General features: G+C 64.2%; 8 protein-coding genes. 5 read left to right on the top strand and 3 right to left on the bottom strand.

The genetic code is table 11. The features are described 5' to 3' along the window. The 5 genes from AC07VL_RS27540 to AC07VL_RS27520 form a co-directional block, all read left to right on the top strand. The coding region (locus AC07VL_RS27540; protein WP_494808673.1) for an MBG domain-containing protein at nucleotides 1–703 on the top strand (703 nt) is incomplete at its 5' end. A gap of 89 nt (nucleotides 704–792) precedes the next feature. Then, nucleotides 793–2,397 carry a ShlB/FhaC/HecB family hemolysin secretion/activation protein gene (locus AC07VL_RS27535; protein ID WP_494808672.1) on the top strand — a complete coding sequence of 535 codons (1,605 nt, stop codon included), beginning with the start codon at nucleotides 793–795 and terminating at the stop codon, nucleotides 2,395–2,397. A 368-nt stretch (nucleotides 2,398–2,765) separates the two neighbouring features. Then, on the top strand, nucleotides 2,766–3,653 hold the full coding sequence (locus AC07VL_RS27530) for an RNA ligase family protein (protein ID WP_494808671.1): 888 nt from the start codon (nucleotides 2,766–2,768) through the stop codon (nucleotides 3,651–3,653). Next, the gene (locus AC07VL_RS27525; RefSeq protein WP_494808670.1) at nucleotides 3,650–4,789 is read left to right on the top strand and encodes an AAA family ATPase; all 1,140 of its coding nucleotides are present in this window, start codon (nucleotides 3,650–3,652) and stop codon (nucleotides 4,787–4,789) included. Before AC07VL_RS27530 ends, AC07VL_RS27525 begins: the two co-directional genes overlap by 4 nt. A 242-nt stretch (nucleotides 4,790–5,031) precedes the next feature. After that, a complete protein-coding gene (locus AC07VL_RS27520; RefSeq protein WP_494808669.1) occupies nucleotides 5,032–5,724 on the top strand; it encodes a choice-of-anchor E domain-containing protein in 693 nt (230 codons plus the stop codon). Here the strand turns inward: AC07VL_RS27520 and AC07VL_RS27515 are convergent, their stop codons facing one another. From AC07VL_RS27515 to AC07VL_RS27505, 3 genes are all read right to left on the bottom strand, one after another. Then, entirely contained in the window at nucleotides 5,725–7,464 is a 1,740-nt protein-coding gene (locus AC07VL_RS27515; protein ID WP_494808668.1) for a cobaltochelatase CobT-related protein, read from the bottom strand. It lies immediately after the preceding gene. Then, nucleotides 7,461–8,390 carry an AAA family ATPase gene (locus AC07VL_RS27510; RefSeq protein WP_494808679.1) on the bottom strand — a complete coding sequence of 310 codons (930 nt, stop codon included), beginning with the start codon at nucleotides 8,388–8,390 and terminating at the stop codon, nucleotides 7,461–7,463. Before AC07VL_RS27510 ends, AC07VL_RS27515 begins: the two co-directional genes overlap by 4 nt. Nucleotides 8,391–8,481: 91 nt before the next feature. Beyond that, nucleotides 8,482–9,318, bottom strand: a complete 837-nt coding sequence (locus tag AC07VL_RS27505) for an IclR family transcriptional regulator (protein ID WP_494808667.1) — start codon at nucleotides 9,316–9,318, stop codon at nucleotides 8,482–8,484. Between the last annotated feature and the right edge of the window lie 363 nt (nucleotides 9,319–9,681).

Here is a 9,681-nt window from a genome sequence, read left to right as displayed (position 1 = left end):
CAATCTGGTGTCGGGCGACAGCCTGGCCGGCGTCCTGCGCCGCACGGCCGGTGAAAACGTGGGCAGCTACACGATCGATGCGTCTGCCCTGGCGAACGGCAATTATCTGATCACGGCACAAAACGGCGCCTTGACCATCGATGCGCGTCCGATCACGGTAACGGCGGACGCGAAGAGCAAGGTCTACGGCAACGTCGACCCCGGCCTCACGTATCAGGTGACACAAGGCAATCTGGTGGCAGGCGACAGCCTGGCGGGCGTACTGCGCCGCACTGCGGGCGAGAACGTGGGCAGCTACACGATCGATGCGTCCGCCCTGGCGAACGGCAACTATGTGGTGACGGCACAGAATGGCAGCTTGACCATCGATGCCGATCCTGCGCTGGAAAATGCGATTCGCCTGGCGCGGCGCCAGGTCACCACGGGCGTCAATGATGCGCCGGCCGGCACGACGGCTGGCGCTGCGGGAGTGGCCGCGCCTGTGTTTGCGGCACCCGCCGCGCAGAGCACGCCAAACAGCGTCACCCTGATCGGCGGACTGGCCCTTGTGCCCGTTGCCGAAGAGGCACAAGCCAAGCCGGCGCTGGCCGCATTGCCGGAGCAGGGCGACAGCGGCACGCCGGGCTTTACCCGCATCTATGTCGTCAACGGCGGCATCAATGTCGCTCCTGCCGCCCCGGTCGCGGGAGGCGTGGCGCAATGATGGTATTGATTCAACCTGAAAAAACACTTATGAAAAGACAACAAACTCCACGGCGCACTGCTGTTGCCATCGCGCTGGGATACGCTTTATTGCATGTCGCACCGGGCGCGCAGGCGCAAGTTCTTCCTGATGCGGGCCAGACCCTGCAGCAGTTGCAAGCACCGCTGGCACCGCCGCGCGCGAGCCAGCCGCTGACCATCCAGGTGCCGCACGACGCGCGTGCCGTGGCGCCTGGCGGTCCCACCGTGGTATTGCGTTCGATCAAGGTCGCCGGCAATTCCATGCTCGATGACGCAGCGCTGTACGCGGCGCTGGGCGAGGTAAGGGGCCAGACGTTCGACCTGGCCGGCTTGCGCGGCCTGGCCGAGCGCATCACGGCCTTTTACCAGGCGAGCGGTTACCCGTTTGCCCGCGCCATCCTGCCGCCGCAAGACCTTGACCAGGGCAACTTGCGCATCGACGTCATCGAAGGGCGCTACGGCGCGGTGCTGGCCGAGAGCGGCGATGCGCTCCTGGCGCAGCGGGCGACGGCCTTCCTCGACGGCTTGCGCCCTGGCAGCGTTATCGCCAGCGGCCCCCTGGAGCGGGCCACCCTGCTGCTGGACGACTTGCCGGGCATCCGTTCCAGCGCCACCATGCGTCCCGGCACGCAGGCGGGCACGGGCGACCTCGTCGTCCAGCTTGACCGCGACGAGCGCGTGCGCGGCGACATCGGCCTGGACAATGCCGGCAGCCGCTACACGGGCAAAAACCGCGTGCGCGCCAATGTCGACATCAACAGCCCCTTCCTGCTGGGTGACCAGGTCAGCGTGCGGGCCTTGCTCAGCGAGGAAGAGTTGTGGCTCGGTTCGCTTGGCTACAGCCTGCCGCTGGGCGCATCCGGCTTGCGCGGCACGGTGGGGTATTCGCATACCAGCTATGTGTTGGCGAAGGAATTTGCCAGCCTGGATGCGCATGGCACGGCCAAGGTCGCCAGCGCCGGACTCAGCTATCCCATCCTGCGCTCGCAGCAGGCCAACCTGACCGTGATCGCCACCTATCAATCGAAGCAGCTGCAGGACAACCGCGACAGCACCCTGACCCATGAAAGCAAGTCCAGCCAGTCCCTGCCGCTGGCCCTGCAATTCGACCTCCGCGATGGCTACAATGGCATGACCTACGGCAGCGTGAGCTGGACGCCTGGCAAGCTGAAGCTCGACGCGGGCTTGACGGCCGTGGACTATTACCAGACCAAGGGCAGTTTCCACAAGGTCAATCTCGACGTGGTGCGCCTGCAATCCTTGCCTGCAGGCTTGAGCCTGATGGCCCACCTGAGCTGGCAGCAGGCTGACACCAACCTGGACTCGTCCGAGAAACTGAGCCTGGGCGGCGCCAGCGGCGTGCGCGCCTATCCATCCGGGGAAGCGACGGGCGACAATGGGGGCCTGGCACAGCTGGAACTGCGCTATGCCGCCGGCAACTACACGCCGTATGCCTTCATGGATGCGGGACGCATCGCCGTCAACACCAAGCCGGCGCCGACCAGCGACAACCGGCGCAGCCTGCGTGGCAGCGGCCTGGGCTTGCGCTACCAGCAGCAGGCGTGGAGCGCCGACGTGGCCCTGGCCTGGCGCACCACGGGCGGCCGTCCTGTGTCGGAAAGCAACAGCGATCCCAAGCCGCGCGTGTGGGTCAACCTCGAGTACCGCTACTGAGGTGTAGCCTGATGGCCGGCGTCGCGCCTGTGCGCGACGCCGGCTGGCGGCCAGGCGCGCGTTTGAACACCGTTGAATCGTGCGCCTTGCAAAATAATCAAACAGCCGTTATATTCCCCGTTCTTTCTCGAACCTCTTCCTTATTGGAGCCAAAAGTGCCTCGCTTCTTCGCCATCACCTGCTAACGCTGACGAAATGCTCTCTGCAGCATCGTTCGGCGCGTTGACGCCCCCGATTGCTGTGGCACTGTTTGTTCCACTTCCGCACACGCTTGCAAGGCATAGGCCTTGACCGTCCACGCCCGGATTCGTCGTCAGCATCCCTGACCCTGTATGGACACGCCTGCGGTGAACGCGGCGTGGGACGCTATGTTTTTACAATCTTTACCTTTATTTAAATACCCGCGCACGCCGCATCTGGAAGGCTCGCGCCTGCAGGATGGCGACGACGGTGCCGACCAGATGCCACTGAAAAAGCTGGCCGGCCAGTACGTCGTCATCGAGGAAAAAATCGATGGCGCCAACGCCGCCGTCTCGTTCAGCGACGCGGGCGAGGTGCTGCTGCAGTCGCGCGGCCACTACCTGGCGGGCGGCGGCAGCGAACGCCAGTTCAACCTGTTGAAACCGTGGGCGCATGCGCATGAACACGCCTTGCTGGGCTTGCTGGAAGACCAGTATGTGCTGTTTGGCGAATGGGCCTACAGCAAGCATTCCGTGTTTTACGACCGCTTGCCCCATTACTTCAACGAGTTCGACGTGTATTGCCGCCGCAGCCAGATGTTTTTGTCGACGGCGCGGCGCCACGCCATGCTGGCCGGCTCGCCCGTGCTGTCCGTTCCCGTGCTGTATGCGGGCACCATGCCCGCCACGCCGAAACAGCTGTGGCTGCTGCTGCGCCATTCGCTGGCCAAGTCCCGCCTGTGGCGCGACGCCTTTGAAGGCGTCGTGGCGCGCGAACGGCTGCCCTTGGACCTGTGCTGGAAGCAGACGGACAAGTCCGACCACGCGGAAGGGCTGTACCTGAAGGTGGAAGACGACGAGCAGGTGCTGGCCCGCTACAAGCTGGTGCGGCATGACTTTACGCAAACCATCCTCGACAGCGGTTCGCACCACAGCACGCGTCCCCTGATTCCCAACCAGTTGGCCGAGGGCGTGGACCTGTACGCGCCGCAGCCGCTCGTCACGTGGAACAGCCTGGGCCTGCACACCTGCCGTTCGCTCGACGAGCTGGCAGTATTTTCAAGGAGTACAAAATGAACTGGAAACAGTTACAACAGCTGGTGCCCATGGCGGGCCGCTCGCCCGATTTCAACGCGTGCCTGGCCGCCTTCCCTCAGCTGGAACTGGCGAAGACGACGCCGCAAAATCCCGTGTATCACGCGGAAGGCGATGTGTGGACGCACACGATGATGGTGGTGGAGTCCCTGCTGGGCATGCTTGAATATCAGCAAGCCACGCGGGCGGAACAGGAAATCGTCTTCCTCGCCGCCTTGCTGCACGACGTGGCCAAGTGCAGCACCACGGTGATCGACCCGGTAACGGGCGCCATCGGCCAGCCCGGCCACTCGCGCAAGGGCGCGCTCGATGCGCGCATCGCCCTGTGGGATGTTGATGTGCCATTTGCCGCGCGCGAGGAAATCTGCCGCCTGATCAATGTGCACCAGGTGCCGTTCTTTGCGCTGGAACAATCGCGGCGCGGCGTGACGCCCGAGTTCACCGTGCGCGAACTGTCGTGGCAGGTCGATATCCGCCTGCTGGCCATGCTGGCCGAGGCCGATATCCGGGGACGCATCTGCCCGGACCCGCAGCGCATCCTCGACGCCATCGAACTGTTCCGCGAGCTGGCGCGCGAGGAGGGCTGCTACGGCCAGCGGCGCGCCTTTGTCGACGATCACACGCGCGTGAAATATTTCCGCGGCGCCGAGGCGCATCCCGACTACCCCCTGTTCCAGGAGCCGGGCTCGCACGTGATCGTCATGTCGGGCCTGCCGGCGTCCGGCAAGAATACATGGGTGGAGAAGCACCATCCGCGCCTGCCCGTCGTGTCCTTCGACGATGCGCGCATCGCCCTGGGTTTGAAACACGGCAAGAACGAGGGACAGGTGGGCGATTACGCGGAAGAGCGGGCGCGCGAACTGCTGCGCAAGGGCGAACCGTTCGTGTGGAACGCCACGCATCTGTCGCGGCTGATGCGCGAAAAGACGCTCAACCTGCTGTATAAATACCATGCGCAGGTGGAACTCGTGTACCTGGAGCAGCCGCGCAAGGAATTACTCAAACGCAACGGCCAGCGCGACACGTCGCTGAGCAACAAGAAACTGCAAGCGATGCTGTGGAACTGGGAAATCCCCCTGCCGATGGAAGCGCATGCCGTGCGTTACTGCGTCGAGTGAGGCGCCAGCAACGGCGCGGCGCTCCCTTCGTCCCGCTGCATGATCGTTGCATGGGAAATCAAAATAACAATACTTATTTTTAAAATTGCAACAAACTGAGTATATTGCGACCCTTTCATTTATTACAATGAATTGCCTGGATAGCGGCATTGCCGGGCTGCGGCGCGAGGGGCTACCCTCGCGTTTCCCGTGTGAATCACTGCATGATCCACGTCCCCTCATTGAATGAACAGGAGTCATCGATGCACAAATCTCTCATCGCATTGGCCGCCGCCGCCGTGTTAGGCCTTGGTGCCGCATCTTCCGCCCAGGCGGCCACCGAGACCATCAGCTTCAGCGCCGACCGCGCCCTGGGCGCCACCAATTGGTCAGACACCCTGGGACTGGGCAAGTTCGACAGCAGCCTGGGCACCTTGACATCGATCAAGTTCCATCTGGAAGGCGGCGTGCAGGGCAGCGGCAAGGCGGAAAGCCTGGATGCCGGCCCTTCCGACGTGACCCTGAGCCTGGCCTCGCTGCTGACCTTGTACCGTCCCGATCATTCCACCTTGCTGGTAGCCAATCCCCTGTTCACGCAAACGTTCGCGCTGAGCGCCTTCGATGGCAGCATCGATTTCGCGGGGACGTCGGGCGCGAACACGGGCCCCCGGTCGAGCACGGGGTCGAACAGCTACACGAGCGCCAGCGCCAGCGACTTTGCCCTGTTTTCCTCGGCGGGCGGCGGTTTGATTTACCTGGGCTTGAATGCCCTCGGTTCCTCGACGGGCAGCGGTTCCGGCAATTTGCTGACCCAGTTCCAGACGGCCGCCTCGGGCCGTGTGGAAGTGACGTATGAATACATCAGTGCCGTGCCGGAACCGGAAACCTATGTGATGCTGCTGACGGGCCTGGCGTTGGCCGGCGTGACGGCGCGCCGCCGCAAGCCCCGCGCTTGATCAGCGTCGGCTGCGCCCGCCGATCAGCTGCGCGATCTCGCTGAACAGTTCATTGTTCAGCGAGGCGGGCAGGGTGGTGGCCAGGCTGCGGCTGTAGTAGGCGCCCAGGTCCAGCCCCAGGCCCAGCCCGCAGATTTCCACGGCGCCCTGCGCTTCGCGGCGCGCCACCACCTGTTTCAGATGTTGCGCCAGGTAAAACTCGTCATTGGCCAGGCTGGTGGCGGTATCCATCGGGCAACCATCGGAGACGACGAGCAGGATGCGCCGCCGTTCCGGGCGCGCCAGCATGCGCTGGCAGGCCCAGTCCACGGCTTCGCCGTCGACGCCTTCGCGGTACAGGTCCGCTTTCAGCAGGGCAGCGATGTCGGGCCGGGCGCGGCGCCAGGGGGTATCGCCTTCCTTGAAGACCATGTGCAGCCGTTCGTTCAGGCGGCCGGGGGTGGCGGGCGAGCGGGCGCGCATCCAGTCGCGCTTGACTCTTCCCCCGTTCCACGCGCCCGTCGTAAAACCCAGCAATTCCGTCGTGATGCCCGCCTGGTCCAGCGCGCGCAGCAGGATGTCCAGCAGCACGGCCACGGATTCCGCATGCGTCTTCATGGACCCGGAGCAATCGACGAGAAAGGACACCAGGCAATCGGCCTGGGGCAAAAATTGTTCCTTGCGGAACAAGCGGCGTTCCGACGGCGAGCTGATCAGCTGCGCCAGGCGGCGGCCATCGATATAGCCTTCCTCTTCGCTGAACGACCAGCCATCGCGTTGGGGCACGGCCAGCAGTTGCGTGAAACGCCGCGCCAGGCGGGCCGTGTTGATGCCCAGGCCGGCGATGCGTTCGTCCATGCGCTCGCGGTATTCCAGCAGCAGGGCGCGGCGCACCAGTTCACCTGCTTTTTCCTCGCGGTCATACGCCGTGGAATACGCCTTGTAGCCGCCATCGCCGTCGCTATCGGTGAAGGCGCGGCTCTCGCCCAGCGGGGCGGCGTCTGGAGCATTGTCGTTATCGCTGTCGAAGTCGAGCAGCAGCCTGAAGGCCGCCTGCGCCTTCGCGTCGCCCCCGTCGTCCTGGCTGCCGTCGCGCGCCGCCTGCGCCTCTTTCAGCATGACATCGACGGCGTGGGCGATGGCCAGAGAATGGCGGGCAAAGGCGGCCTGGTCCAGGCGGTGGCGGCGCAAGCCCGCCAGGTCGCCGCCCAGTTGCGAGGAGAGGGACCAGCGCGTCGCCTCGATGAAGTCTTCCGTCTTTTCCAGCACGGCGCGGGCCGTCAGGCGCGACCAGCACATCTGGAACACGGTGTACAGCAGCAAGCCCGACGCGCCCTCGGCCAGGCCGGAATCGTAGAACGCATGCGACCAGGCCGTAAAACGGTGGCGCAGGTTGTCGATGACGCCGGCATGTTGATCTGGCGCAAGCGTTTCCACTCTTAACTGTTCCAGCAGCTCGAACACGAGCCGCGCCACGGGGGCTGGCGGGCACAGGGACTTGTGCAGGGCGGCGTCCGTGTGCAGCAGGCGCAGGGCCACGCTGTCGGCCGCGCCGCGCAGCGAGGGCAGATCCTGCAGCGCCGCATCGGGCTGCAGATGGGCCGCGTGGATGGGCAGGGGGCGGTGGCCGTCGTGCAGGCGCCGTCCGCGGTAGCGTATCGCCGCCTGTCCGCTCAGTGCGCGGATGACGCCCGCGCACAGTTCATCCGTTTCCTGCTGCGCGCGCGTGTAGGCCGCTGGCGCGGTCGCTCCGGCGCTCATGCCTGGCTCGCCAGCAATTCCTCATTGAAACAACGCTGGTAATACTCGGCCACCATGGGCCGCTCGGCCTCGTCGCATTTGTTGAGGAAGGACAGGCGGAAGGCCAGGGCCGGGTCGCGGAAGATCTGGCAATTCTCGGCCCAGGTAATCACCGTGCGCGGCGACATCAGGCAGGACAGGTCGCCCGCCGCATAGCCGTGACGCGTCAGGCTGGCGACAGCCACCATGCGGCCCGCCAGCTGGCGGCCCGCCTCGTCGTCCATGGCGGGAACGCGCGCCAGGACAATCTCCGTTTCTTCCGCCTGCGGCAGATAGTTCAGGGTGGCAACAATGTTCCAACGGTCGATCTGCGCATGGTTGAGCACTTGCGTGCCGTGGTACATGCTGTTCAGGTTGCCCAGGCCCACCGTGTTCGAGGTGGCGAACAAACGGAAGTGGGGATGGGGCGTGATGACCCGGTTCTGGTCGAGCAGGGTGAACTTGCCGTCGCGCTCGAGGATGCGCTGGATGACGAACATCACGTCGGGGCGGCCCGCGTCGTACTCGTCGAAGATCAGGGCCACGGGGCGTTGCAAGGACCAGGGCACGATGCCTTCCTGGAATTCCGTCACCTGCTGCTGTTCGCGCAGCACGATGGCATCCTTGCCGACCAGGTCCAGGCGGCTGATGTGGCCGTCGAGGTTGACGCGCACGCAGGGCCAGTTCAGGCGCGCCGCCACCTGCTCGATATGCGTGGACTTGCCCGTGCCGTGCAAGCCCTGCACCATCACGCGGCGGTTGTGCGTGAAACCGGCCAGGATGGCCAGGGTCACGTCGCGGTGGAAGCGGTAGGCGGGGTCGATGTCGGGCACGTGCGGGTCGCGCTCCGTGAAGACGGGCACGAGCAGGTCGCTGTCGATATGAAACAGGCTGCGCACGGACTGCATGCGGTGCGGGGCTTGCGCCGCTGCGGGGGGATGTTGGCGTGAATCTGGCACCTTGTTCTCCTGTGAAGCCGCAGCTGGGGCGCCGCGGCGGTTATGCTTTATTCGCTTGCAATGCGTCGTCGTCGCCGCCCGTCGTCGGCATGGTTTCCGATTCGATGGCGGCCAGGGCTTGCGCGGCGCGCTGCAATGCTGGCAAGAAATGTAAAGCCTTGTCGTGCGTCAAACGGATGATGGGCGCCTGGATCGCCACGGCCAGGTTCGAGCGGCCGTTCGGGTTCGGCACCAGCACGGCCACGCACAGCAGGCCGGGCAGGAATTCCTCGTCGTCCAGCGCATAGCCGTTGCGGCGCACCAGTTCCAGTTCGCGCTCGAGCTTGACGGGGTCCGTTTCCGTCTTGTCCGTAAAGCGCGTCAATTCCATGTGGCCCAGCAGGCGGCGCCGTTGCACGGGCGTCATCTGCGCGAGGAACAATTTGCCGCTCGACGAGCAATGGGCCGGCACGCGCGAACCGGGATGCAGGTAGAAGCGCAGCGGGGCCGCTGTTTCCACGCGGTCCAGGTACACCACTTCGCTGCCGCTGAAGGCCGTCAGGTTGCAGCTTTCGCCCACTTCCTCGACCAACTGGCGCAAGACCATGCGGCGGGCGCCATGGAAAGTGTTGTTAATCAACAGGTTCGACGCGAGGCGGCGCAGGCGCACGCCCGTGCTGTAGTGGCGGCCATCGCTTTCGCGCTGCAGCACGCCCACGCTTTCCAGCTGTTGCAGCATGCGGTGCAGGGTGGGTTTCGGCAGCCCCGTTTCTTCCACCAGCGCTTGCAGCGACAGCAGCTGGTCTTTCTCGGCAATCACTTCCAGCAAGGCAAACAAACGCATCGTGGGCGTGTCGCCTTCCAGTTTTTCCGGCTCAAGTTTTGGGGATGAAATCATGTCCATGGTGGCCTCGGTTGGGTAGCAATGAGTGTTACTTCAATTATTTCATTTTCGAACTCAAATTGTACCGTTTCCTCGAAATTCTGTTTGACTTTTACATGCCGAACGCTTAAATTGAATTGTATATCAAATTTCGGAACAAAATATACCGTTTTTTGATAAATAAGTTGATCGTATTCAACAGCCGTATTTGACAGCCTTAATCACCACAAACCCGGAGACACCCATGAATGACATGACCGACCAGAAAGCCGCCGCCGCAGCGGCCATCGCCGCCATCCCCGCAGGCCCGCAAAAGATGACGCCTTCCGAAGCGTTCGTGGAAACCCTGGCCGCCAATGGCGTGACCGACATGTTCGG

The sequence above is a fragment of the Janthinobacterium sp. GW821-FHT03C08 genome (genome assembly GCF_059420905.1).
This window is presented reverse-complemented; position numbering and strand designations above follow the sequence as displayed.